The organism is Streptomyces purpurascens, assembly GCF_045040895.1.
Lineage (GTDB): Bacteria > Actinomycetota > Actinomycetes > Streptomycetales > Streptomycetaceae > Streptomyces > Streptomyces purpurascens.
In genome coordinates, this window is the sequence record NZ_CP108341.1 from 4,464,962 (window position 1) to 4,488,221 (window position 23,260).

Annotated in this window: 16 protein-coding genes, 4 tRNA genes and 1 other RNA gene; 9 read left to right on the forward strand and 12 right to left on the reverse strand. The window is 72.2% G+C overall.

Annotation, left to right across the window (positions count from 1 at the left end):
* Positions 1-16: 16 nt before the first annotated feature.
* The 3 genes from purL to purS are packed head-to-tail and all read right to left on the reverse strand — an operon-like array spanning position 17 to position 3,212.
* Positions 17-2,275, reverse strand: a complete 2,259-nt coding sequence (purL, locus tag OHU35_RS20320; RefSeq protein WP_189727317.1) for a phosphoribosylformylglycinamidine synthase subunit PurL — start codon at positions 2,273-2,275, stop codon at positions 17-19.
* The gene (gene purQ, locus OHU35_RS20325; RefSeq protein ID WP_184593580.1) at positions 2,272-2,952 is read right to left on the reverse strand and encodes a phosphoribosylformylglycinamidine synthase subunit PurQ; all 681 of its coding nucleotides are present in this window, start codon (positions 2,950-2,952) and stop codon (positions 2,272-2,274) included. The genes purL and purQ overlap by 4 nt, the downstream gene beginning before the upstream one ends.
* Positions 2,949-3,212 (reverse strand): phosphoribosylformylglycinamidine synthase subunit PurS, encoded by a 264-nt coding sequence (purS, locus tag OHU35_RS20330; RefSeq protein ID WP_010045045.1) that lies wholly within the window; start codon positions 3,210-3,212, stop codon positions 2,949-2,951. The genes purQ and purS overlap by 4 nt, the downstream gene beginning before the upstream one ends.
* A 277-nt stretch (positions 3,213-3,489) precedes the next feature.
* On the opposite strand from purS, the gene OHU35_RS20335 reads away from it, so the two are divergent.
* The 8 genes from OHU35_RS20335 (at position 3,490) to OHU35_RS20370 (ending at position 8,133) form a co-directional block, all read left to right on the forward strand.
* The gene (locus OHU35_RS20335; protein WP_189727316.1) at positions 3,490-3,807 is read left to right on the forward strand and encodes an Lsr2 family protein; all 318 of its coding nucleotides are present in this window, start codon (positions 3,490-3,492) and stop codon (positions 3,805-3,807) included.
* A 134-nt stretch (positions 3,808-3,941) separates the two neighbouring features.
* Positions 3,942-4,013: transfer RNA gene (locus OHU35_RS20340), tRNA-Gly, on the forward strand.
* A gap of 81 nt (positions 4,014-4,094) precedes the next feature.
* Positions 4,095-4,167: transfer RNA gene (locus OHU35_RS20345), tRNA-Gly, on the forward strand.
* A gap of 130 nt (positions 4,168-4,297) precedes the next feature.
* Positions 4,298-5,269, forward strand: a complete 972-nt coding sequence (locus OHU35_RS20350) for an ABC transporter ATP-binding protein (protein ID WP_189727315.1) — start codon at positions 4,298-4,300, stop codon at positions 5,267-5,269.
* The gene (locus tag OHU35_RS20355) at positions 5,266-6,081 is read left to right on the forward strand and encodes an ABC transporter permease (protein WP_189727314.1); all 816 of its coding nucleotides are present in this window, start codon (positions 5,266-5,268) and stop codon (positions 6,079-6,081) included. The genes OHU35_RS20350 and OHU35_RS20355 overlap by 4 nt, the downstream gene beginning before the upstream one ends.
* 23 nt (positions 6,082-6,104) lie before the next feature.
* Positions 6,105-7,418: a sensor histidine kinase gene (locus OHU35_RS20360; RefSeq protein WP_189727373.1), complete on the forward strand. Its 1,314-nt coding sequence runs from the start codon at positions 6,105-6,107 to the stop codon at positions 7,416-7,418.
* Complete coding sequence (locus OHU35_RS20365; RefSeq protein ID WP_405506257.1) at positions 7,415-8,035, forward strand: response regulator; 621 nt, start codon at positions 7,415-7,417, stop codon at positions 8,033-8,035. The genes OHU35_RS20360 and OHU35_RS20365 overlap by 4 nt, the downstream gene beginning before the upstream one ends.
* 22 nt (positions 8,036-8,057) lie before the next feature.
* Positions 8,058-8,133: transfer RNA gene (locus OHU35_RS20370), tRNA-Gly, on the forward strand.
* A 41-nt stretch (positions 8,134-8,174) separates the two neighbouring features.
* On the opposite strand, the gene OHU35_RS20375 is transcribed toward OHU35_RS20370, so the two are convergent.
* The 6 genes from OHU35_RS20375 to ffs form a co-directional block, all read right to left on the reverse strand.
* Positions 8,175-9,074 (reverse strand): phosphoribosylaminoimidazolesuccinocarboxamide synthase, encoded by a 900-nt coding sequence (locus tag OHU35_RS20375; protein WP_189727312.1) that lies wholly within the window; start codon positions 9,072-9,074, stop codon positions 8,175-8,177.
* Between the two features lie 68 nt (positions 9,075-9,142).
* Positions 9,143-10,618, reverse strand: a complete 1,476-nt coding sequence (locus OHU35_RS20380) for a N,N-dimethylformamidase beta subunit family domain-containing protein (protein WP_405506259.1) — start codon at positions 10,616-10,618, stop codon at positions 9,143-9,145.
* 224 nt (positions 10,619-10,842) lie between these two features.
* Complete coding sequence (locus OHU35_RS20385; protein WP_359891563.1) at positions 10,843-12,699, reverse strand: hypothetical protein; 1,857 nt, start codon at positions 12,697-12,699, stop codon at positions 10,843-10,845.
* A 364-nt stretch (positions 12,700-13,063) separates the two neighbouring features.
* Positions 13,064-14,314: a phosphoribosylamine--glycine ligase gene (gene purD / locus OHU35_RS20390; RefSeq protein WP_189727310.1), complete on the reverse strand. Its 1,251-nt coding sequence runs from the start codon at positions 14,312-14,314 to the stop codon at positions 13,064-13,066.
* A gap of 145 nt (positions 14,315-14,459) precedes the next feature.
* Entirely contained in the window at positions 14,460-16,925 is a 2,466-nt protein-coding gene (locus OHU35_RS20395; protein WP_405506261.1) for a DNA polymerase III subunit gamma and tau, read from the reverse strand.
* Positions 16,926-16,971: 46 nt separating this feature from the next.
* An RNA gene (gene ffs, locus OHU35_RS20400) (signal recognition particle sRNA small type) lies at positions 16,972-17,070 on the reverse strand.
* Positions 17,071-17,142: 72 nt separating this feature from the next.
* On the opposite strand from ffs, the gene OHU35_RS20405 reads away from it, so the two are divergent.
* A tRNA-Ser gene (locus OHU35_RS20405) sits at positions 17,143-17,230 on the forward strand.
* Positions 17,231-17,317: 87 nt separating this feature from the next.
* On the opposite strand, the gene OHU35_RS20410 is transcribed toward OHU35_RS20405, so the two are convergent.
* From OHU35_RS20410 to OHU35_RS20420, 3 genes are all read right to left on the reverse strand, one after another.
* Positions 17,318-18,940: an amino acid ABC transporter substrate-binding protein gene (locus OHU35_RS20410; protein ID WP_405506263.1), complete on the reverse strand. Its 1,623-nt coding sequence runs from the start codon at positions 18,938-18,940 to the stop codon at positions 17,318-17,320.
* Positions 18,941-18,945: 5 nt separating this feature from the next.
* The gene (locus tag OHU35_RS20415) at positions 18,946-21,120 is read right to left on the reverse strand and encodes a hypothetical protein (protein WP_189727307.1); all 2,175 of its coding nucleotides are present in this window, start codon (positions 21,118-21,120) and stop codon (positions 18,946-18,948) included.
* A gap of 189 nt (positions 21,121-21,309) precedes the next feature.
* The gene (locus tag OHU35_RS20420; protein ID WP_189727371.1) at positions 21,310-23,130 is read right to left on the reverse strand and encodes a copper resistance protein CopC; all 1,821 of its coding nucleotides are present in this window, start codon (positions 23,128-23,130) and stop codon (positions 21,310-21,312) included.
* Between the last annotated feature and the right edge of the window lie 130 nt (positions 23,131-23,260).

Sequence of the window (23,260 nt, forward strand, 5' to 3'; positions counted from 1 at the left end):
GTGACATCCGGCCGGCTTACGCCAGCAGCGCCGGAATCGTCGCCTCGTGCGTCTCGCGCAGCTCGGACAGGGAGAGTGCGAACTCGCCCTGGACGTCCACCGAGTCCCCGTCGACGACACCGATGCGGGTGGCCGGGAGGCCCCGCGCGCCGCACATGTCGTTGAAGCGGAGCTCCTCCGAGCGCGGCACGGCCACGACCGCGCGGCCCGCCGACTCGGAGAAGAGGAAGGTGAAGGCGTCCAGACCGTCCGGGACGATCAGGCGGGCGCCCTTGCCGCCCAGCAGCGCCGACTCGACGACCGCCTGGATCAGGCCGCCGTCGGACAGGTCGTGCGCCGAGTCGATCATGCCGTCCCGGGAGGCGGCGATCAGGATCTCCGCGAGCAGCCGCTCCCGCTCCAGGTCGACCTTGGGCGGCAGACCGCCGAGGTGGTCGTGCACGACCTGGGACCAGGCCGAACCGCCGAACTCCTCACGCGTGTCGCCGAGGAGGTAGAGCAGCTGCCCCTCCTCCTGGAAGGCGACCGGCGTGCGGCGGGCCACGTCGTCGATCACGCCGAGGACCGCGACCACCGGGGTCGGGTGGATGGCGGCCTCGCCCGTCTGGTTGTAGAGGGAGACGTTGCCGCCGGTCACCGGGGTGCCCAGCTGCTGACAGGCGTCGGCCAGACCGCGCACGGCCTCCGCGAACTGCCACATCACCGCCGGGTCCTCGGGCGAACCGAAGTTCAGGCAGTCGGAGACGGCGAGCGGCTTCGCGCCGGTCGTGGCGACGTTGCGGTACGCCTCCGCCAGCGCCAACTGGGCGCCGTGGTACGGGTCCAGCTTCGCGTACCGGCCGTTGCCGTCCGTGGCGAGGGCCACGCCGAGGCCGGACTCCTCGTCGATCCGGATCATGCCGGAGTCCTCGGGCTGGGCGAGGACCGTGTTGCCCTGCACGAAGTGGTCGTACTGCGAGGTGATCCAGGACTTGGACGCCTGATTCGGGGAGCCGACCAGCTTCAGGACCTGGTCCTTCAGCTCGGCGGCGGAGGACGGCCGCGGCAGCTTGTTCGCGTCGTCCGCCTGGAGCGTGTCCTGCCAGGACGGGCGGGCGTACGGGCGCTCGTAGACCGGGCCCTCGTGCGCGACCGTGCGCGGGTCGACGTCGACGATCTTGCCGCCGTGCCAGTAGATCTCCAGGCGGTCGCCGTCGGTCACCTCACCGATGACGGTGGCGATGACGTCCCACTTCTCGCAGATCTCCAGGAAGCGGTCGACCTTCTCCGGCTCGACGACCGCGCACATGCGCTCCTGCGACTCGCTCATGAGGATTTCCTCGGGCGAGAGGGTGGAGTCGCGCAGGGGGACGTCGTCGAGGGTGACGCGCATACCGCCCGAGCCGTTCGACGCCAGCTCACTCGTCGCGCAGGACAGGCCCGCCGCGCCGAGGTCCTGGATGCCGACGACCAGCTTCTCCCGGAAGGCCTCCAGGGTGCACTCGATGAGGAGCTTCTCCTGGAAGGGGTCGCCGACCTGGACGGCCGGGCGCTTCGACGGCTTGGCGTCGTCGAAGGTCTCGGAGGCCAGGATCGAGGCACCGCCGATGCCGTCACCGCCGGTCCGGGCCCCGTACAGGATGACCTTGTTGCCCGCGCCGGAGGCCTTCGCGAGGTGGATGTCCTCGTGCCGCATCACACCGATGGCACCGGCGTTGACCAGCGGGTTGCCCTGGTAGCAGGAGTCGAAGACGACCTCGCCGCCGATGTTGGGCAGACCCAGGCAGTTGCCGTAGCCGCCGATGCCGGCGACGACACCCGGCAGCACGCGCTTGGTGTCGGGGTGGTCGGCCGCGCCGAAGCGCAGCGGGTCGACGACCGCGACCGGGCGGGCGCCCATCGCGATGATGTCGCGGACGATGCCGCCGACACCCGTGGCCGCGCCCTGGTAGGGCTCCACGTACGACGGGTGGTTGTGCGACTCGACCTTGAAGGTGACCGCGTAGCCCTGGCCGACGTCCACGACACCGGCGTTCTCGCCGATGCCGACGAGCAGCGCGTCGGACTGCGGGGCCTTCTCGCCGAACTGGCGCAGGTGCACCTTCGACGACTTGTACGAGCAGTGCTCGGACCACATGACGGAGTACATGGCGAGCTCGGCCCCGGTGGGCCGGCGGCCGAGGATCTCCACGACCCGCTCGTACTCGTCCTTCTTCAGGCCGAGTTCGGCCCAGGGCAGCTCGACGTCGGGGGTCTCGGCCGCGTGCTCGACCGTGTCCAGAGGCGTCCGGCTCATGCGTTGACCAGCTTCTTGAGGATCGAGGTGAAGAACGGCAGACCGTCGGTACGACCGGTACCGATCAGCTGCTCGACTGCGTGCTCGGGGTGCGGCATGAGGCCGACCACGTTTCCGGCCGCGTTGCTGACGCCGGCGATGTCCCGCTGCGAGCCGTTGGGGTTGAAGTCGAGGTACCGGAAGGCGACGCGGCCCTCGGCCTCCAGCTGGTCGAGCGTGTACGCGTCGGCGACGTACTGCCCGTCGTTGTTCTTCAGCGGGATGTGGATCTCCTGGCCGGCCGTGTAGTCGGTGGTCCAGGAGGTCTCGGCGTTCTCCACCCGCAGCTTCTGGTCACGGCAGATGAAGTGCAGGTGGTCGTTGCGCAGCATCGTGCCCGGCAGCAGATGGGCCTCGGTGAGGATCTGGAAGCCGTTGCAGATGCCGAGCACCGGCAGACCGGCCTTCGCCTGCTCCAGCAGGGGCTCCATCACCGGCGAGAAACGGGCGATGGCCCCGGCGCGCAGATAGTCGCCGTAGGAGAAACCACCGCACAACACCACGGCGTCGACCTGCTTGAGGTCCTTGTCCTTGTGCCACAGGGCGACCGGCTCGGCGCCCGCGACCCGGATCGCGCGCTGCGTGTCCCGGTCGTCCAGACTGCCGGGAAAAGTGACCACGCCAATACGAGCGGTCACTTCACGGCCTCCGCGACTTCCTCGACCCGGACGGTGAAGTCCTCGATCACGGTGTTCGCGAGGAAGGACTCCGCAAGATCGTGAATGCGGGCGAGGGCGGCCTCGTCGACCGGCCCGTCAACTTCCAGTTCGAAACGCTTTCCCTGGCGGACGTCCGAGATCCCCTCGAAACCCAGCCGCGGCAGTGCGCGCTGCACCGCCTGGCCCTGGGGGTCGAGGATCTCCGGCTTGAGCATGACGTCGACTACGACGCGTGCCACGTGCACTCCCGGTGGTGTGGTGCTGAGCAGGTTCCTGCAGTGGTTTCAGACTACCCGCACAAAATTTCTACGCGCGTCGACTTGTAGGAAGCTACGTGACGGTCATCACGATCCCGCATCGACGGGTCCACACACGAAAATTTCCGGGAAAGATTCCGGGTCGTCACCCGAAACCTATTGCGTTCGGACACGCCAAAGGATTTAGTCGGACTTCACAATGCATTGCACGGCACTGTACAAATGAATTGGCAAGTGCCGCAGGAAGGGACCGATATTCGTGGCGCAGAAGGTCGTGGTCACTCTCTTTGACGACATCGACGGCTCGGAAGCGGCGGAAACGATCGCTTTCGGACTGGACGGCAAGTCGTACGAGATCGACCTGAACGAAGGCAATGCCGACGAACTGCGGAAGGCGCTCGCGCCTTACGTGGAGGCCGGCCGCAAGCGGTCCCGCTCGGGCAAGGCGTACCGGCAGACGGAGGTCGCCCCCGACCCGTCGGCCGTGCGGGCCTGGGCCCAGGCCAACAAGATGGAGGTCCCCGCGCGCGGGCGCATCCCCAAGAGGGTCTACGAGGCGTTCACGGCCGCGCAGTGACGGCCCGGTGAGCCCCGTCCGACGGCCGGCCATCCGCCCCTCGCGCCAACCGACTTGCGCAGCACCCGGGCTGATCAGTTAGAGTCTGGAGCACGCCGAGGGGCAAGGCCGAAAGGCCCAGCTCACGGAAACATGCGGGTGTAGTTCAGTAGTAGAACATCCCCCTTCCAGGGGGAAGGCGCAGTGTGCGATTCCTGTCACCCGCTCTGCATCGCCGTACCGACCACTCCTGTGGATCAGGTAGGCTGGTGCCCGCACCGATCGGTGAGAGCCGATCGGGGGCAATTGCGGACGTAGCTCAGCTGGTAGAGCGCAACCTTGCCAAGGTTGAGGTCGCGAGTTCGAACCTCGTCGTCCGCTCGGGAATGAGACCCCGGTCCATCAGGACCGGGGTCTTTTCGTGCGTCTGGCGGGCCCGTCTGACATTTGTCATGCCGAGTGATGACAGCGCGCACTGCCCGGGGGCCGCCCTGGGCGGAACGCTGAAGGCTTGGAAAACAACGGACACGAACACGTGATTGAGGTCACTGACCTGCGGCGTGTGTACGGGGGCGGGTTCGAGGCGGTAAGCGGAATCAGCTTTTCCGTACGACGCGGGGAGATCTTCGCGCTGCTGGGGACCAACGGCGCGGGCAAGACATCGACCGTGGAGGTGCTGGAAGGGCTCGCGCCGCCGACCTCCGGGACGGTGCGGGTGCTCGGCCATGACCCCTGCACCGAGCGGGCCGCCGTCCGCCCGCGCACCGGCGTCATGCTCCAGGAAGGCGGCTTCCCCTCCGAGCTGACCGTCGCGGAGACCGCGCGGATGTGGGCGGGGTGCGTGAGCGGGGCCCGTCCGCCGTCGGAGGTCCTCGCGCTGGTCGGACTGGAGTCGAAGGCCGGCGTCCGGGTCAAGCAGTTGTCCGGCGGCCAGCGGCGCCGCCTGGATCTGGCACTCGCCCTGCTCGGCCACCCCGAGGTGCTCTTCCTGGACGAGCCGACCACCGGACTGGACGTCGAAGGCCGCCGGGAAACGTGGGAGTTGGTGAGCGCACTGCGCGACGGCGGCACGACGGTGCTGCTGACCACGCACTACCTGGAAGAGGCCGAGAACCTCGCCGACCGGCTGGCGATCATGCACGAGGGCCGTGTCGCCCTCACCGGGACCCCGGCCGAGGTGACCGCTTCGGAGCCGTCGCGCATCTCCTTCGAACTGCCCGACGGCTACTTGGTGGGCGATCTGCCGCCGCTCGGGGAGATGGGCGTGACCGGGCACGAGACCGACGGCCGGATCGTCCGGCTCCGCACCCATGAACTGCAGCGCGCGGCCACCGGGCTGCTGCTGTGGGCCGAGCGGGCCCGGGTGGAACTGCGCCGCCTGGACGTGCGGTCGGCCTCCCTGGAGGAGGCGTTCCTCGGGATCGCCGAGGAGGCCTCCGCGGGACGGGCCACGGCAACGACGACGAAGGAGTACGCGGCATGAGCGCCACCCACACGACGCCCCGCCCGGCGCCCGGCACGAAAGCCGCGGGCACCACGCCGATGAGCCGCATGACGGCACTGGCCCGCGCCGAGCTGACCCTGCTCGGGCGGAACAGGGGCGCGCTCGTCGCCGCACTGTTCGTGCCGCTGGTGATGCCGGTCAGCGTGCGGTCGGCGGCCCAGGAGATGGACCTCGCGGGGGCGGGGCTGGACGCCGGCACCCTGGTGCTGCCCGCCGCGGTCGGCTTCTCCCTGCTGTTCGCCGTGTACTCGGTGCTCGTCGGCGTCTTCGTCGTCCGGCGTGAGGAACTCGTCCTCAAGCGACTGCGCACCGGTGAGCTGCGGGACACCGAGATCCTGGCCGGCTCCGCCATGCCCGCCGCCGTCACCGCGCTCGCGCAGTGCCTGCTGCTCGCGGTGGGCTGCACCGTGCTGCTGGACATGTCCGCGCCGTCCGCGCCCCAGCTGGCCGTCGTGGGCCTGCTGTTGGGGCTCGTGCTGTGCGCCGCCCTCGCCGCGGTCACCGCCGGTTTCACCCGGACCGGCGAGAGCGCCCAGGTCACGCCCATGCCGCTGCTGATCGTCTCGATGATGGGCTCGGGCATGTTCTTTCCGCTGGAGCTGCTGCCGGACCGGCTGGCCTCGCTGTGCGAGCTGCTGCCGCTGACGCCCGTCGTCAGCCTGGTGCGCGGCGGCTGGACCGGTGACCTGTCGGCGTACGAGGCGCTGGGCGCCGTGGCGACGGCGGTGGCCTGGATCCTCGTGTCGGTGTTTGCTGTACGGCGGTGGTTCCGCTGGGAACCGCGGCGCTGACCAAGGGGGGGAGGGACGGGCTGATGCGCGGGCCGGGCAGGTGGTGGCGGCGGAAGACGACGCCGGAGAAGGTCGAGACGTACACGCGGTGGTCGTTCCACTTCTTCGCGCTGGTCGAGTGCCTGACGGTCGGATTCACGGTCGCACCGGTGGCCGAGCGGATCGGCGGCCTGCTGCTGCTGATGGTCGCCGTGCACTGCGCGGTCTGCGTCGTCACCGTGTCGCGGGCGCTGGACTGGACGCGGGGCCGGCGGCCCCAGCCCGTCAGGATGCTGTGGATGCTGGCCGCCGTCACCGCCGCGGTCTCCGTCACCGCGGTCGGCATCGCCGAGCACGGACCGGACGGCGAGGCCGTCGGCGCCGCCGCGGGCGGGACCGTCGGGGTCGTCCTGATCGTGGGCATCGGCATCATCGCGCTCGGCGTCCAGCAGCGGCGGCGTGTCCTCGCGGTCGTCGGGGGCTTCGCGGGGTGCGCCTGGATCATGCCCGTCATGCGGGGCGCCCCCGTGGACGCCGCGTTCTCCGCGGCGGCGTTGGTGTTGCTGGGTGGTGGGGCCCTCGCCTTCACGGCCGTCGTCTCCGTGTGGCTGCTCAACATCGTCTACGAACTCGACGAGGCCCGCGAGACCCGGGCCCGGCTCGCCGTCGCCGAGGAGCGGCTCAGGTTCGGGCGTGATCTGCACGACGTCATGGGGCGGAACCTGGCCGTGATCGCGCTCAAGAGCGAACTGGCCGTGCAGCTGGCCCAGCGGGGCCGGCCGGAGGCCGTGGCACAGATGGTCGAGGTCCAGCGGCTCGCGCACGAGTCGCAGCGGGAGGTGCGAGAGGTCGTCCGCGGCTACCGGGAGGCCGACCTCGCGGTAGAACTCGCCGGGGCGCAAGGGGTGCTGGCCGCGGCCGGCATCGACTGCACGGTGAGCGGGGCGACGGTGGCCGGGCTGCCGGTCGCGGTCCAGTCAGCCCTGGGGTGGGTGGTGCGGGAGGCCGCGACGAATGTCCTGCGGCACGGGGACGCGCGGCGGTGTGCGGTGCGGCTGCGGGTGGTGGAGGGGTGCGTGGTGTTGTCCGTGGAGAACGACGGGGTGGTCACGGAGGCCGACACCGGGCTGCCCGGCGCTCCCGGCTCCTCCGGCCCCTCCGGCCCCTCCGGCTCGGGGCTCGCCGGATTGCGGGAGCGGCTGGCGGAGATCGACGGCACGTTGGAGGCCGGGTCCGCGGGGCGGGGGCTGTTCCGGCTGACGGCGGAGATTCCGCTGCCGTCGTCGGCCACCCCTTCCGCCACCGCCGGCCCCGCGTCCGTCTCCGCCGTGCGTTCCGTGAGTGAGGTCACGCCTTGACGGCCGGGGAGCCCGTGCGGCTGCTGCTCGCCGACGACGAGCACCTCATCCGTTGGGCGCTCGCCGCGCTGCTGTCGCTGGAGGACGACCTCATGATCGTCGCCGAGGCGGCCACCGGTCCGGAGGCGCTGGCGATGGCCCGGGCGCACGAGCCCGATGTCGCGGTGCTGGATCTCCAGATGCCCGGCGCCGACGGTGTGAAGGTCGCCACATCCCTGCGCTCCGAACTGCCCGGCTGCAAGGTGCTCATCGTCACCAGCCACGGGCGGCCCGGGCACCTGAAGCGGGCGCTGGAGGCCGGGGTGCGGGGGTTCGTGCCGAAGACCGTGAGTGCGCAGCGGCTCGCGGAGCTCATTCGTACGGTGCACGCCGGTAACCGCTACGTCGACCCGGAGTTGGCCGCCGACGCGATCGCCGCCGGGGATTCGCCGCTGACCGCGCGGGAGGCGGAGGTGCTGGAACTCGCCGCCGACGGGGCACCCGTGGCGGAGATCGCCGAGCGGGCCGCGCTGTCGCAGGGGACCGTACGGAACTACCTGTCCTCGGCGGTGTCGAAGCTCGGGGCGGAGAACCGGCATGCGGCGGTGCGTCTCGCACGAGAGCGAGGTTGGGTATAGTGGTTCCCGCGCCACGGCGCATGCGAACGTAGCTCAGTTGGTAGAGCGCAACCTTGCCAAGGTTGAGGTCGCGAGTTCGAACCTCGTCGTTCGCTCCAGCGAGAAGCCCCCCGGTTCCGGCCGGGGGGCTTCTGTGTGTTCAGGACCAGGTCAGGCCCGTCAGGCGCTCGTACGCCTCCACGTACTTGGCGCGGGTGGCGTCGACGACCTGCTGCGGCAGCGCCGGCGGGGGCTGCTCGCTCTTGCGGTCCCAGCCGGACTCCGCCGAGGTCAGCCAGTCGCGGACGAACTGCTTGTCGTACGACGGCTGCGCCCGGCCCGGCTCCCACTGGTCGGCCGGCCAGAAACGGGAGGAGTCCGCGGTGAGGACCTCGTCCGCGAGGACCAGGTCGTCGCCGTCGAGGCCGAACTCGAACTTCGTGTCCGCGAGGATGATGCCCCGCTCCCGGGCGATGTCCCGGCCCCTGGCGTAGACGGCGAGGGTCGCCTGGCGCAGTCGGGCCGCGGTGTCCGCGCCGACCTGGCGGGCGACCTCCTCGTAGGAGACGTTCTCGTCGTGCTCGCCGACGGCGGCCTTGGTGGCCGGGGTGAAGATCGGCGCGGGCAGTTCGCTGCCGTCGACCAGGCCCTCGGGGAGGGCGAGGCCGCAGACCGTGCGGGACTCCTTGTACTCGACCAGGCCCGAGCCGGTGAGGTACCCGCGGGCCACGCACTCCACGGGGACCATCTGCAGGGACTTGCAGACCAGCGTGCGGCCCGCCCAGTCGGCGGGGGCGCCTGCGGGCAGTTCGGTGCTCAGGACGTGGTTCGGGACCAGGTCGGCGAGCTGGTCGAACCACCACAGGGAGAGCTGGGTGAGGACCCGGCCCTTGTCGGGGATCTCGGTCGGCAGCACCCAGTCGTAGGCGGAGATGCGGTCGCTGGCGACCATCACGAGGTCGCCCGCCTCGTTCTGGTACAGCTCGCGCACCTTGCCGGTGTGCAGATGCACCAGACCCGGAACCTGGATCGGCTCGGGCTTTTCTACGAATCCGGACACGGTTCCTCCCCGTGGTTCTGTCCTATGGGTCGATTCTCCCGTATGCGCGGGTGATCGCGGACAGTGGGTCAGTCGCGTTTGCAGATGCGGTCCAGAAGATTCGCGGTGGCGCGCTGGACGCGGGGGTCGACGTGGCCCGGGCGGTCCAGGGCCGGGGTCCAGGCGAACGTTCCGGATGCGAACACCCAGGCGCCGGAGGGGGCGCGGTAGAGGGACGTCTCCTGGTGGCGCCGGGCGCCTTCCTTGTCGGTGTACGGGGAGTGCGCGAGCAGCACGCGCTCCTCGTGCTCGGGCAGCGGGGCGCGTGGGAAGTAGCGGTCGGCCTCGCCCGCCACCAGGTCGGCTATCTCGTCGCCCTCGTGCGCGCCGGACGCCTCCCACAGCCAGTGATCGGCGTTGCGCACGATCAGGGGCTGCGGCTCGGGCACGTGCCCCGCGTACTGGATGCCGATGAGCTGCTGCTCCGCCCGGTCGATCTCCCGCCACAGCACCGGCTTGCCCGGGCCCCTGCGTTTGCGGCAGGTCAGCAGGCGGTCGGGGACGCCGGACGGGGAGGGGCCCAGTTCCACCTGCCAGTACATGGAGTTGGCGGAGAGGAAGACGAGCGAGGTTCCGGCGTCGCGGGCGAGCTCCACACTGCCGCGCATGGCGGCCGACCAGTACTCGTCGTGGCCCGGGAAGACCAGGCCCCGGTAGTGGGTGGGGTCGACGCGGCCCGCGTGCAGGTCGCTCGCCGTGGCATAGGCGATGTCGTAGCCGTAGCGCTCGGCCCAGCGGATGAAGTCGTAGGCGTGGCCGACGTGGAGGGGGAGGCCCGCGCCCGCGTACGGACGGTCGAAGGAGACCGTCGTGGCGGCCTCCGACTCGCCCAGCAGCCGGCCCTTCTCGTCCCAGGCGTGGTAGAGGCTGGCGCCGGTACGGCCGTCCTCCGGGTAGAGGTTGTACGCCTGCCAGGTGATGTCGGGCAGGACGAGGAGCAGGTCGGCCGGCTGGTCGTGGCGGACCGTGAACGGGACGTGGGAGCGGTAGCCGCCGGCGGTGGTGAGGACGGCGACGTACGCGCCGATGTTCCAGTACGACGGGACCTGGAGGCGCCAGGACAGCCACCAGTGGTGGCAGGAGACCGTCCGGTCCGCGGTGAGCGGCGCGGGCTGCACGATGCCGGACAGCCGCGGGCTGGTCGTGATCTTGGCGGCGCCGTCACCGCCGTAGTGGCCGATGCGGTAGATGTCGACACCGAACTCCTGGGGCGGGTCGACGGTGATGTGGAAGTCGATGGCGGAGCCGGGCGCGACCGCGCCGGTGGAGGTGAAGCCCTTGATCTGGCGGTGGACGTCGTCGGCCGCGCGGGGGCCGTTGGAGCGGGTGGCTTTCCTCGGGGCGTGGGGCGCGTCCTGGTCCACGTACCAGGGGACGACCTGGCCGGTGTCGTCGAAGTACGTCACGGTGCCGCGCAGCCACGGAACGGGACCCTGTCCGAAGGGATCCGTCACGGCGTGCGCCAGCGCTCCCGACTCCCAGCGGCGGATCTGCTCCGAAGCCATGGCTGCTTCCCCTCCCCATCGCCCCCGTGGTGGTGCGTACCGGTGTGGTGCGTGTGGTCTGTGCGGTGAGTGCGTCCCCCTGTGATGCCGTCGCGCTTATGTGCTTGTCGTATGTCGTCAGCCCTTGCCATGTGCGCGAACGGTCCAAGCACATCACATAACGCGCGCACTTCGTCACTGTTCGTTTCGAATTGGCCAGAAGTGGAAGGGGGTGCTCCGGCGGGTCAGACGAGCCGGACCGGCTTCTCCGGGCGTATCCCCAGCTCGGCCAGCCAGGCGCGCAAGGGAGTGGGGTCACCCTCCTCGACCAGGGTGAGGATTTTGGGCGCGAGATCGGCGGTGCGCTCGCCGTTGTGGAGGAGCGTGGGGCCGTCCAGCCAGTCCAGGCCGGGCGTCGCGCCGGCGGTGTCCATCGCGGCACAGCAGATCATCGCCGTGAGGTGGTCGGCGAGCAGCTCACGGGCCGTGCGCGGGGGCTGGAGGGGGAAGAGGGGGAGGGCTCGGTCGTCCCAGAGGGCGAGGGGGTCCGGGGTGGCCGGGGTGCCCGGGGCCGGTGAGGCGGCGGTCGACGGGCGGGGCGTCGCGGCGGCCTCTTCGCGGCCCAGTTCGGCGCTGAGGCGGGCGGCGAGGTTCGCGCTGCGGGGGGTGGTGCCGGTGAGGTCTTCTTCGTCGTCGTCGGGTGGAGGGGGTGGTTCCGGGCTTCTGGTGGGGAGGGGCGCTTCGCCGGACGGGTCGCTGCCTCTGTGGGTGAGCGACGCGTCGCCGGTCGGGCCCGTGCTTCTCTGGCTCAGCGGTGCTTCGCCGGTCGGGTCCGTCAGGTGGTCCAGGACGCGGGACAGGGTCGGGCTGCCGGTGGCGGGGGCCGCGGGGCCGGTGGCGGGGCGGACGCCCATCGCGTCCAGGACGCGGTGGAGCCGGGCCGCGTCGATGCGCCACTTGCGGTCCACGACCTCCTCCGGATACTCGCTCCAGTCCACCGGCGACCAGTCGGGCCCGGGCCCGGCGGGACCGCCGTGGAAGAGGCGGGCGGCAAGGAGGGAGGCGGACTCGTCGACCGCGCCCGGCTCCTCGAGCAGATCGCAGGCGGGCCGCTCCCCGAGACGGGACGCGAAGCCCTCGGCCAGTCGGTCTCGCCGGGACAGCTCCGTGAGCGCCGCCACCACGCCGGCGTCCAGCCGGGACGGCCAGCGGCCCATCCGCCAGGCGGGCAGCGCGACACGGGTCAGCAGCCGGTCCCAGCCCGCGTACGCCAGGCCCACCTGCTCCTGGGCGACGATCCGCAGCCCGTAATCCACAGCCTGTGCACGCTCCGCGGCCGCGGCCGCCACGCCCCGCTCCAGCTCGGCGGCATGAAGGCGGCAACTGCGCAGCAGCAGCCGGGCCACCCAGCCGACGCCGGCCAGCACGGCTCGCGACACCGGGTCGCGGCGGGGCGCCGAGGTCACGGCCACCGCGGCGTCGAGGCCCCGGACGAAGCGCCGGGCCGCGGCTATGTCCGGGTGGGCGGAGGGGCCCGTACCTGCGACGACCGGGGCGAGGACCGCGCGCAGCTCGCCGACCCGCATCCACCACAGGAAGGGAGAGCCGATGACGAGGACCGGCGCGACGGGGTGACGACGGTGCGCGTGCTTCCCCGCACCCGCTATGTCGTCGTGCTCCTCGGGCGGAGGCGGTCCGTGGGCCGGGTGGGTGCGGTCCTCCAGCCAGCTGTCGCAGTCCGGCGTGAGCGCTATCGCGGAGGGGGCGGGGACCTCGAGGCGGTCGGCCAGGTCGCGCACCATCCGGTACAGGTCGGGAGCCGACTCCTCGGCGATCGGGACGGTCGGGCTCATGGCCGGACGGGCCCGGGCGACGACCAGGGCGATCCCGGCGGCGGCGAGCAGCACGAGGACGGCGACCGGCGTCACGACCCAGCGGGCGGCGTCCCAGCCGGGACCGACGAGACGGCCGGAGAAAGCCCCCGCGAGCAGGATCACGGCGACGGCCGCGGGCAACAGGGCGACGGCCAGCGCGCGGCTGCGGATGCGCAGCACGACGAGTGCCCGTGCCCGCGCGACCTGCGCGCCTGCCTCCACACCCATTCCGGTCACGACCGACCTCACCCCCTCCCCGTTGACCCGACGCTTTCCTTGCTCACTCCCCCACTGTGGCACCCGCCACTGACATCGCAATGCCGGTGGGCCAAGTGCCGGAACGCTTGCGCCGCACCCTAGTTGGGGCTCAGCGCCCCGTCAGCCGGATAGGGCATCGGTCACTCGATGGAATGGCTTTGGGGAGAGGTGGATGACGGAAAGCAACGGTCAGGCCCTCACCTACCGACAACTTCAGGCCCCGGATCCTGAGACGGATTCGGGGCCTGTGGGGTTCATCGGCGGCGGGGTGGTTTCCCCTATTGGTGGGGGTGGTTCCCCTGTTGTGTGTGGGGCGGGTCGGGTGTGGGCCCGGTTACGCGCCTGCCGCCTTCGCGGCGATGTCCGTGCGGTGCTGGGAGCCGTCGAGGCGGATCCGGCCGACGGCCGTGTAGGCGCGGTCGCGGGCCTCGGTGAGGTCCTTGCCGGTGGCCGTGACGGACAGGACGCGGCCGCCCGCGCTGACGATCGCGTCCCCGTCGCTCTTGGTACCGGCGTGCAGGACGTACGCGTGCGGGGCGTCCTGGGCGGCGACCTCGTCGAGGCCGGTGATCGGGTCGCCGGTACGCGGGGTGCCGGGGTAGTTGTGCGAGGCGACGACCACGGTCACGGCCGCGTCGTCGCTCCAGCGCAGCGGCTCCAGGTGGGCGAGGTTGCCGGTGGCGGCGGCCATCAGGAGGCCGGCCAGCGGCGTCTTCAGGCGGGCCAGGACGACCTGGGTCTCCGGGTCGCCGAAGCGGGCGTTGAACTCGATCACGCGGACACCGCGGGAGGTGATCGCGAGACCGGCGTAGAGCAGGCCCGAGAACGGCGTGCCGCGGCGCTGCATCTCGTCCACGGTCGGCTGCAGGACCGTCTGCAGCACCTCGTCGACCAGCTTCGGGTCGGCCCACGGCAGCGGGGAGTACGCCCCCATGCCGCCGGTGTTCGGACCCTCGTCGCCGTCCAGCGCGCGCTTGAAGTCCTGGGCGGGCTGGAGCGGCACGACCGTCTCGCCGTCGGTGACGGCGAACAGGGAGACCTCGGGGCCGTCGAGGAACTCCTCGATGACCACGCGCTCGCAGGCGGCGGCGTGGGCCCGGGCGGCTTCGAGGTCGTCGGTGACGACGACGCCCTTGCCCGCGGCGAGCCCGTCGTCCTTGACGACGTACGGAGCACCGAAGGCGTCGAGGGCCGTGTCGACCTCGTCCGCCGTGGTGCAGACGTACGAGCGTGCCGTGGGCACCTCGGCCGCCGCCATGACGTCCTTCGCGAAGGCCTTGGAGCCCTCGAGCCGCGCGGCCGGGCCGGACGGGCCGAAGACCGGGATGCCCGCCTCGCGCACGGCGTCGGCGACTCCGGCGACCAGCGGTGCCTCCGGGCCGACGACCACGAGCTCCGCGCCGAGCCGGGTGGCCAGCGCGGTGACGGCGGCGCCGTCCAGGGCGTCGACCTGGTGCAGCTCGGCGACCTCGGCGATGCCGGCGTTGCCGGGGGCGCAGTGCAGCGCGGTGACGTCGGGGTCGAGGGACAGCGAGTGGCACAGGGCGTGTTCGCGGGCGCCGGTGCCGATGACGAGGACCTTCACGGGGGTCAGCCTAACGGGAAGCGCCGGGTTTCCTTTGTGCGGGCTTCCGAAGGGGGTGGGGGTGTTGGGTTGGAGGTTCCTCCGAAGCGGGGGCACTGACCGTGCGGCTGGGGCTCGTTCGGCCGGGCTGGGGTCGTTCGGCCGGCTAGGGCTCGTTGGTGAACTCGTCCACCACCGTTGCCCCCAGCTCCCGGACGATCAGGTCCTGCCCGGAGAGGGCCGACTCGTCGAGGTCGGGGTCGTCGTCCTCGGGGATGTCGTCCTCGACGGACACGGACCGCCGCTTCGGGGCGGAGGGCTGGGGTGCGGGGGCCGCGGGGGCAGAGGTGGGGGCGGAAGAGGCCGTGCTCGACTGCTGGGCGGGGGTGGTCGGGGCGGTCGACTGGGACGGGGCGGGGCGCTGGGCGGTTGCCGTACCGCCGCTGCCGCCTCCGGCGTTGTAGCCGCCACCGCCGGAGTTGTAGCTGCCGCCGCCGTAGCCACTGGCGCTGCCGCCGGGGCCGCCGCCGTGGCCGGCGTTGCCTCCTCCGAAGCCGGAAGGGCCGCCCGGAGCCGGGGGCGCGGAGCCGCCGGAGGGGTCGACGATGGCCTCGATCTTCCACTGGACGTTGAACTGCTCGCCCAGCGCCTGCCGCAGCACGTCCTCGCTGCCGCTGCTCAGGAAGTTGTCCCGCGCGCCCGCGTTGACGAAGCCGAGCTGGAGGGTCGTGCCGTCGAAGCCGGCCACCTGGGCGTTCTGGCTGAGCAGGATCCAGGTGAAGCGCCGACGGTTCTTGACGGCCTCCAGGATGTTCGGCCAGAGCATGCGGGGGTCGAGACCGCCGCCGCCGGGAGCGGGGGCGGGGACGGCCGGAGCGGGGGCCGAGGGCGAGGGTTCCGGCGGGGTGCTGGGGGCGCTCGGCGCGGGGGTGTTCGCCGCCGGGGCGTTGCCTGCCGCGGGGCCTGGGGTGCCCGGGGCGGACGTGGGCCAGCCGCCGGGGCGACGGCCGCCGCTGCCCGCGGAGGCGGCGGTGGGCCAGGCGCCGGGGGCCGGGGCAGCCGGGGCGGCCGCGGGTCCGGGTGCGGGCGTCGTGGGCGCTGGGGGCGCTGGGGGTGCTGGGGGTGCCTGGGACGGCTCGGGAGGCCGGGGCGGCTCGGCGTGCCCGCCGGCGGCGGGGCCGGAGCCGGCCGGGGGCTGCTCGGCGGGGGCACCGGGGGAGCCCGGGGTACCGGGAGCGTCGGGGACGTGCCCGGCCGCAGCCGCCGTGTCACCGCCACCGCTACCGCCAGTGCCGCCGCTGCTCCCGTTACCCGGTGCTCCGGAAGCCCGTACGGCCGCACGGGCCGCGGCCGGACCGCCACCGGGCGGAACCGGAGCAGCGGCGGCAGCCGCTGGAGCCGCCGCTCCACCGTGCCCCTCAGGCCCGGGCACGTATCCCATGGCGGGCATGCCGGCGGGCCCCGCGGAGAAGTTCACGCCGCGCTCGATGCGATCAAGGCGGGCCATGACGGACCGCTCGTCGCCGTAGGCGGCGGGGAGCAGGACGCGGGCGCAGATCAGCTCAAGCTGGAGACGGGGCGAGTTGGCGCCGCGCATCTCGGTCAATCCCTCGTTGACGAGGTCGGCCGCCCGGCTCAGTTCGGCGGCGCCGAAGGTGCCGGCCTGGGCCTGCATGCGTTCGAGGACGTCGGCGGGGGCGTCGATGAGCCCCTTCTCCGCCGCGTCCGGAACGGCGGCGAGGATCACCAGGTCGCGCAGCCGCTCCAGCAGGTCGGCGACGAAGCGACGGGGGTCGTTCCCGCCCTCGATCACATGGTCGACGACCTCGAAGGCCGCGGCTCCGTCGCCGGTGGCGAAGGACTCGACGACGGAGTCGAGGAGGGAGCCGTCGGTGTATCCGAGCAGGGCGGTCGCCATGGCATACGTCACACCGTCCTCCGCGGCACCGGCGAGGAGCTGGTCCATGACGGACATGGAGTCACGCACGGAACCGGCACCGGCCCGCACGACGAGCGGGAGCACACCGTCGTCGACCGGGATGGTCTCCTTCTGGCACACCTCGGCGAGGTAGTCCCGCAGGGTTCCGGGCGGAACGAGCCGGAAGGGGTAGTGATGGGTCCGCGAGCGGATCGTCCCGATGACCTTCTCGGGCTCGGTGGTCGCGAAGATGAACTTGAGATGCTCCGGCGGCTCCTCGACGACCTTCAGCAGCGCGTTGAAACCGGCCGACGTGACCATGTGGGCCTCGTCGATGATGTAGATCTTGTACCGGCTGCTCGCGGGTCCGAAGAAGGCCTTTTCGCGCAGGTCACGGGCGTCGTCCACGCCACCGTGCGACGCGGCGTCGATCTCGATGACGTCGATGGAACCGGGGCCGTTGCGCGCGAGGTCCTGACACGACTGGCACTCGCCGCACGGCGTGGGCGTGGGCCCCTGCTCGCAGTTCAGACACCGCGCCAGGATCCGCGCGCTGGTCGTCTTGCCACACCCGCGCGGCCCGCTGAACAGGTACGCGTGGTTGACCCGGTTGTTGCGCAGCGCCTGCTGCAACGGGTCGGTGACGTGCTGCTGCCCGATGACCTCGGCGAAGGTCTCCGGGCGATAGCGGCGGTACAGAGCGAGAGACGACACGCATACGAGGTTATAGGCGCCCACTGACAACGAGCCCCGCCCCGGGAACGCAAACGCCCCCCACGCACCCGCCAGAGCCAACCTACCCTTGCTGCCTTCCGGCCCTGGGGGAGTTCAGTCAGATAGCGCCGCGTGAGGGGCTGCGCCAAGGCTACCTGATGTCAGGGGCTGGGAACGAGTTCGCGAGCACTCCTCCCAGTCATGTAATGTCTTCGACGGAGGATTCGCCTAGAGGCCTAGGGCGCACGCTTGGAAAGCGTGTTGGGGGCAACCCCTCACGAGTTCGAATCTCGTATCCTCCGCCAGTGCCTCACCGGGCACGATGTCGAAGGGCCCCACCGCAAGGTGGGGCCCTTCGACGTTGTGCGTCTCGGACGGCCTCTCGGGGCGGATCAAGGCGTCGTGCTGGGAATCACGCAGTTCTTCGGCTGAGGTTTGCCCGTCGGCCAGCCCAGGCCGACGAACTTCAGGGTGCCCTCGCCTTTTCGTCCCGGGTCGAGTTCGACGATGGCGGCCGGTTTGTCGTAGGCGTTGCCGCCCGTGGTGAGGCAGATCAGGCCGCTGGTGGCCTGGACGCGGTGGCGGGACTGGAGGAGGGACCACTGGCGGCCCACGTCCTCGCGGGTGGGGGCGGTGCTCTCGGGGGCGCCCCGTTGGGCCTGGTGGAGGGCCTTGCCGATGGTGAGGAGGCCGTCGTACACGAGCATCGTGCGGGAGTCGTCCAGGTTCGGGGTGGAGCCGAGAGCGATGCCTTCGCGCCGGGTGGCCCTGATCTGGTTTCTCAGGGTGTCCAGGGCCGCCCGGGGTTCGGTGAGGTACTGGGGGAGGTCCTGGGCGGAGGGCTTCTTGTGGTGGGTCGCCGTGTAGTTCTTCGTCCACGCCGTCAGTTCCGTGGTCCAGGCCTCGGGGTGTGCGGGGGCCGCGTACTGCACCGTCACCTTCGCCCTGCCGCCGTCGCCGCGGAGCCGGTCCCAGTCCTTCTCCGTCATGGCCTGGCGCAGCGAGGCCGCGTCGGAGCCGCTGACGATCGTGTAGTGGCGGTTCTCGCAGCCCACCTGGGCGAGTTTGAGGGCGAAGATGCGCAGGTGGAGCGTGCGGCCCGCGAAGTAGATCGTGTCGGCCTCGGAGTCGCAGATGTTGTTGGCCGTCTGGGTGAACTGGTTGCCGGTCGAGCCCGGCTCGTCGATGGACGGCGACTCGAAGGACATCGCGGCGGGGCCGGCCGGGCCCTTCTCCTTGACCCTGCTGAACGCCCTGGCCAGCGACTCGTTGTAGCCGTCGGGGCGCTTGTCGTAGACCAGGACCGTCCTGAGGTTCCGGCGGCCGCGTTCGCCGTTGAAGTTGGCCAGGGCCTGGGCCGCGTCGTTGTTGGTGGGGAGGATGCGGGCCAGGCCGGGGAACCTCAGAGCGGCCATGCCGTCCGGCCGGTCCTCGTTCGCGATCCTGTCGCCGCTGATCCGGGCCGCGAGTACCGGGATCTTGTTCTCCGTCAGGCGTTTCACCGCCGCCTCCGTGGCGGCGAGGCTCAGATTGAAGCCGGTGACCGCGCGCAGCCGGTCCTCGGGGGAGGCGGCCATCCGGAGCAGGGTGTCGACGACCTTCGCCTGACGGCCGTAGGCCTGACCGGGGTTGGCCAGTACGAGGCGGATCCTGGGGGGTTCGCCCTCGCCCTCGTTGGCCTGCCGTTGTCCCAGGTAGGCGCCCTGGAGGTCGCTGCGCATCTGCCGGCGCAGGGCCTCGCGGTCCGACTGGAGCGGCAGCATCATCGCCACCGTGACATGCGGCTGGTTCGCGATCCGCTGGTTCTCGCGTGCGATGGCCCGGGCCACGTCGGCGATCTCCGGGGTGCCGAAGTCGTAGCCGTCGCCGTTGACGCCGACGCACTCGTCCTCGATCCGCTCGACGCCGTCGGCGCAGGTGTCCGGCCTGCGCAGGAGGGAGGTGGTGAGGGCCACGCCTGCCACGATCGCCCCTACGAGCAGCACCGAGTAGAGGATCTTCCGCCATCTGGGCATGCCCGTTATCTCCTTCGCCGGAGCTGTTCGGTGCAGGTGCAGCGGAGCAGGGGCTGTTCGTTCTCCGCCAGACCGCTCCAGTCCGTCGCCGTCCTGCTGAGCCGGCCCGCGCCCTCGAAGTCCATGATCGAGAGCAGGTCCAGCAGCTTGGCCAGCGTGCGGGCCGTCTCCTTGCCGGTCGGCCTGGTCCGCTCCTCGCACAGCCACACCGCGTGCAGCAGCTGGTCGACGGTCCGGCGCAGCGGCGGGCCGTCCGCCGCGACCAGCCCTTGGGCGCGCTCCCGCCGGGCGTCCGCCCCGCCCGGATAGGGGGCTTGGGCGATCTCCAGAAGATCCGCGCACCATGCCCCGGGGCGGCCGGGGAGTGTGGCGGCGAGGTGGCTGACCACGTCGTCCGCGCCGCCGGACACCAGGTGGTGGTTCATCCGGTGGGCGGTGAGCGAGCGGAACGCCCCGTCGCCCTGGGCATCCGGTGCCTCCCCCGCCGCGCGTTCCGCGTAGTGGTCGCGCAGCAGATGGTGGTCGGCGTACCAGGCGGCGCCGCCGGGGCGCAGTCCGTAGAGCCGGTGCACCAGCAGCTGGCGGAGGCCGAAGTCGCCGATGAAGTGGCGTTCGCAGGTGGGCCATCCGGTGTCGGTGAGGAGCTGGGACACGTGATGGGCGGTCAGGTGGTGGACGTGGCCCGACTGGTGGTGGCGGAGCAGGACGTCCGCACACTCCGTGTCGTGGGCCACCGACAGGTGGGAGAGGAGGTCGAGCCACTGGGCCTGGTGCTCGGTCGGGAGCCGTACGGGTAACTGGTCCAGGATCAGTTCGCGGAGCAGTACGTCCGCGACCGGGCGTTCGAGGGTGTCGTCGCCGGGGAGGCGCAGCGGGGCGTCCAGGATGTCGCGGTCGTTGGCGTCCGCCGGCATGCGGAAGGCCGCGGCGGCGGCGGACAGCCGGATCACCGTGTGCGGGCGGCCGCCGCTCAGCCGGGCCACGGCGGCGTCGATACGGCGGCGGTTCGTGCCGCCCTCCGGCTCGGCGCGCTGCTGTCTTCGTACCGTCTCGCGGCGGAGCTGGTCGCCGGTGAGCAGCGGCATCCGCAGCAGGACCACGCCGTCGGCCAGGGGCGCGCGGTCCGCGGCCCCGTCCGTACGCCGGGACCAGGCGGGCGGGGCGCCGTCGGCCGGCCGGTACTCCGCCGCGGGTGCCACCTCCTCGGGCGGCAGGCCGCCGTGCAGGAAGGCACCGCCGTCCGCACGGCGTGCCGTGCCCACGATCACCACGCGGTCGCGCTGCCCGGCCCGGCGGTCGGTGAGGACGGCGCGCAGCAGCCGCTCGCCCAGGGGCGACTCGGCGTGGTCCAGCAGCATCGCCGGGCGGCCGACCCGGCGGAGCCAGCCGGAGGGCGAGGCGTACGCCGCCTCCAGGTCCTCGCGCAGGGCCCGGAAGAGGAAGCTCTCCGCCACCTCCCGTGCCTCGCCGCCGGCGCGGAAGTCGGCGGCGAGGATGCGCAGCCCGATCCTGGGCTGGCCGGCCGCGCCGGGATAGGCGCCGTAGAGCCGCTCCAGTTCCGCCCTGCCCCGCGGGGCCGCACGCTCGAAGAGGGCGTCCAGCAGGGCGTTGCTCACGGCCGCCGAGTAAGGGTCGAGTGCCTGCCCGGACAGGGTCGTCAGCAGGTTCCGGATGGCGCCGCGCAGTACGCCCCGCCAGAAGTCGCCGGCGCCCAGGCCGCGCAGGCGCTGCTTCTGGGCCAGGCCCTCGTAGCGTTCGGCCTCCGTCGCGACCGCCTCGGGCGTGCCCTCCGTGACGCCGGTCGCGATCATGGCCAGTCCCGGGAAGAGCCGCGGGAAGGCGAACGAGCCGCCCGTGCCCTGCCAGGTGCACAGCCGGCGGGCGACCTCGACCAGGGCCTCGGTCGTGGCCGAGCGGGCGCCGGGCTCCGGGTCCGCGCGGTCCGCGTACACCGGTGAGGCGCAGTCCAGGTGGATCACCGGCACCTTGGCGGCGAAGCGGTCCCGTACGGCGCGCAGCAGGCGGCCCTTGCCCATGCCCGGGCCGCCGGTGAGCAGGACGACGGGGAGGTCGGGGCCGTACAGCAGGTCCCGGCCGGCCCCGGACGGCGTCCGTCCTAGCAGCCGCGCGAAGAAGCCCTCCTCGCCGAGGAGTTTCTCGAAGCCCAGTTCTTCACACACGGACCCCCCATGGAGTGCCTGCCCGCCCGGGGGCGCGCGACCCGTGACCGATGTGCCAGAAAAGATCCAGTGGAACACGGAACCTCTGGCCGGACAACGGGGGCTGCACGGGAAGGAGTTGGTGAAGGAACGGGCCCTCGGCCGACGCCGGGCCGCACGCGCCGGACCGCACGGTCGCACCCGCGGGGTCTAGGACGCGACGCGCACCTGCTTCGACACCGTCACCTGGTCGACGTCCGACACCCGCACGGTCGTCTTCATCGTCCAGGTCCCGGGGAGGGGCAGGTTGACGGAGTTGGTGCTCCAGTAGCCGCCCACGTCGGCCAGTTCGGCGTCGATCGGGCCGACCTTCCGGGAGGGCAGGGTGAAGGTGACACGGACCTCGGGGATGACGATCACGCCCTTGTCGGAGCCGTAGACCACGGCCTGGACGCCGTTCTCGCCGACGCGGGCCGGGTCCACGGTGACCTGCACCGTGCCGCTGCCGGTCACGGAGTCCGTGCCCGTGTCGTAGGGCACCGTGACCAGGGTCGTGGGCGGCAGCGCGCCCGCCGGGGCCTGCTGCGCGGCCTCGGCCTGCGCGCGGCCCGGCAGGGTGGTGGTGAGCAGGGTCGTGATCAGCAGCACCACGGCGGCGACGGCGACCTCGATGAGGACGGAGCGGCGCAGACCACGCCGACACTCGTCCCCGTTCCCGTCCCCCGGCTCGGGGGCCGGCGCCTCCGGCTGCTCCGGCTCCCCGGCGTCCGGCGTCCCGGGCTCTGCGGTCGCTTCCGGCGGCAGCGGGGCGCCGACCGGCTGCGCGACCCGTTCGCGTACGGCCACCGTCCGGGCGGTCGCCGGTGCCGCGAGGCGTGCCGTCCAGCGGCGTGAGTACCCGGCCGCCATCACCAGCGCGGTCACCGCGACCAGTTTCGCGAGGAGCAGCCGGCCGTACGGCGTGCCGCTCAGCGCGGAGACGGAGCCGAGGCCGCGCCAGGACTGGTACACGCCGGTGACGACCAGGACCGTCACCGAGGCGAAGGCGATACGGGAGAAGCGGGGCACGACCTCCGTCAGGTCCTCGGCGGACGAGCGGCGCAGGGTCAGGAGCAGGGCCACGAGGCCGCCCAGCCAGACCCCGGTCGCCAGCAGGTGCAGCACGGACGACGTCATCGCCAGCGGCACCTGGATCCCGGCGGAGGCGTGCTCGGCCGCCGCCCAGGTCAGGGCCAGGCCGACGGCCAGGGCCGTGCCCGCCGCCAGCGCCACCGGATCCCGGCGGTCCCGGCCGTCCCGGCGCCTGGACAGCCACACCAGGAAGACGGCGGTCAGCAGCAGAACGGCCAGCCGGGCGAGCAGGGCCAGGCCCGGGCGGCTGGTCAGGGTGCGGCCGAGGGCGGAGGCGTCGAAGGCCGACGCCGGGCCCGCGCCCGCCTCGTACGGGGCGCGCAGCAGGAGCAGGACGACCGTCGAGCCCAGCAGCGTCCACCAGGCCGTCACCAGCGGCCTGCGCAGCGGGGACCGGTCCGCGGGCCGGCACAGCAGCGCGAACGCCGCCGCGCCGACGAGCAGCGCGGCGGCGAGGTAGGCGAGGTAGCGGGCGGCGTCGTAGAGGCCGCCGGTCAGCGGGTCCTCGTCCGGGCCGGTGTCGATCTGCGTGGTCGTGGCGGACCGTTTGCCGACGGAGAAGGTGAAGGCGCCGGAGACCGGGTGGCTGTCGGCGGACACCACCCGCCAGGCCACCGTGTACGTGCCCTGGGCGAGCTTCCCGGGCAGGCCGGCCCGGGCCGTGTCGGAGCGGCCGTCCGCGTGGGTGGCCTCGCCGGTGTGGACGCGGCGCTGGTCGGGGCCGAAGACCCGGAAGGAGTCGTCGAGCAGGCCTACGGATTCGGTGAAGGTCAGGGTGACGCTGCGGGGGCCTTGTGTGACGACGGATCCATCGTCAGGGGTGGTGGTGCGGAGGGCTGCGTGGGCCGAGGCGGGAGCTCCGCTGAGGAGGAGCAGGACCAGCACGGTGCCGAGCAGCACCAGGGCTTGGACTCGCCGGGGGTGTCCGACATCGCGCTCCTCGTTCCGCCGTGGGTCCACGTGGTTCTCCGGGGTCGGGCTGTACGGCTTCCGGATACGTACGGATGAGAAGGGTGTAACGCTCATCGGG

Excerpts from the sequence above, each read along its gene's own strand:
- OHU35_RS20385 (WP_359891563.1), bottom strand. The coding sequence starts at position 12,699 with ATGGGTGTGGAGGCAGGCGCGCAGGTCGCGCGGGCACGGGCACTCGTC.
- OHU35_RS20410 (WP_405506263.1), bottom strand. The coding sequence starts at position 18,940 with ATGCCCAGATGGCGGAAGATCCTCTACTCGGTGCTGCTCGTAGGGGCG.
- OHU35_RS20360 (WP_189727373.1), top strand. The coding sequence starts at position 6,105 with ATGCGCGGGCCGGGCAGGTGGTGGCGGCGGAAGACGACGCCGGAGAAG.
- OHU35_RS20355 (WP_189727314.1), top strand. The coding sequence starts at position 5,266 with ATGAGCGCCACCCACACGACGCCCCGCCCGGCGCCCGGCACGAAAGCC.
- purL (WP_189727317.1), bottom strand. The coding sequence starts at position 2,275 with ATGAGCCGGACGCCTCTGGACACGGTCGAGCACGCGGCCGAGACCCCC.
- OHU35_RS20380 (WP_405506259.1), bottom strand. The coding sequence starts at position 10,618 with ATGGCTTCGGAGCAGATCCGCCGCTGGGAGTCGGGAGCGCTGGCGCAC.